Origin of the sequence: Acinetobacter sp. YH12211 (assembly GCF_013418015.1) — a bacterium.
Classification (GTDB): Bacteria; Pseudomonadota; Gammaproteobacteria; order Pseudomonadales; family Moraxellaceae; genus Acinetobacter; species Acinetobacter towneri.
The window spans coordinates 1-1,240 of record NZ_VPCW01000065.1; the positions used below are offsets into that span (position 1 = coordinate 1).

Genomic DNA, 1,240 nt, shown 5'->3' on the forward strand with positions numbered 1-1,240 from the left:
GGTCAAAGAAGCACTATGAGTCGATTTATACGAGGGCATATCATTGAATTGATGCCCAATAATAAACAAGCAAGCCATTTTGCTCAGGCAAGTGGTGTTGCTCGTTTGTCGTATAATTGGGCTTTAAGAGAGTGGCAGCGACAATACAAGGCTGATAAGGAATATCGAGATCAGTGTGAGTATTATGATGTTGCGGTGAATGAAATGCTTCTTAATAGACCTAAAGAGAGTAAATTAAGAAAGCACCTAAACACTTTTAAATTTGAAAAATATCCTTTCATGAAGAAAGTGACTAAGTGCGCACCACAGTTGGCGATTAAGCAGTTGGGTAGTGCTTTTGATAGATTTTTTAACGGCAAATCAGGATACCCCAAGCCAAGAAAAAAAGGCAAGGATGACCGTTTTTCATTATCAAATGATCAATTTAGCGTAAAGGGTCGGTCTATTAAAATCCCTAATTTGGGTTGGGTGAAAATGACTGAGAATCTGCGCTATAAGGGTAAAATTCTCTCGGCCAAAATATTTAAACAAGGTGGTAAGTGGTTTGTATCAATCGCTGTCGAACTCACCCAGATCGAAAAGCTTAAACCGAAAACAGGTTTAAGTATCGGTGTTGATTTGGGTGTCTCTAATCTTGCCACCCTTTCAAATGGTGAGGTTATTCCTTCTAACGCACCACTTAAAAGACAGCTTGCAAAACTAAGACGACTCAACAAGTCTTTTAGTCGTAAGAAAAAAGGTAGTCAGAATCGAGAAAAAGCAAAAGCCAAGCTATCTCGCCTGCACTATAAAATTGCCTGTCTACGCAAGAATAATCTTCATCAAGTCACAACGGATTTGGTAACACGTTTTGATGTGATTGCGATTGAAGATTTGAATGTTAAAGGCATGTTGAGGAATCGTAAACTCGCAAGAGCTATATCCGATATGGGTTTTTATGAGTTTAAAAGGCAGTTGATTTATAAAGCCAAACAGCATGGAAAATCGGTACTTTCGGTTGGTCGATTCTTCCCAAGTAGTAAAATGTGTTCGTGCTGTGGTGAATTAAATCAATCTCTCACACTTTCTGCGCGAGAGTGGAAGTGCTTAGTTTGCCAAACCATCCAAAATCGTGATGTTAATGCATCAATTAATATCCTGCGATATGCGGATAAAGATTTAATCACTGCATAAGTGGTGATTAAGGCGGTGAGTTACACCGTGACAGCCTATGGAATTGAGGTAATCCCTAAAGCAAATG

The 1,240-nt window shown here is 39.0% G+C and carries 1 protein-coding gene; it reads left to right on the forward strand.

Translation table 11 applies throughout. The features are described from left to right. A partial coding sequence (locus FTU98_RS13800; protein WP_306674923.1) for a transposase occupies positions 1 to 1,173 on the forward strand: 1,173 nt, incomplete at its 5' end. Positions 1,174 to 1,240: the final 67 nt, after the last annotated feature.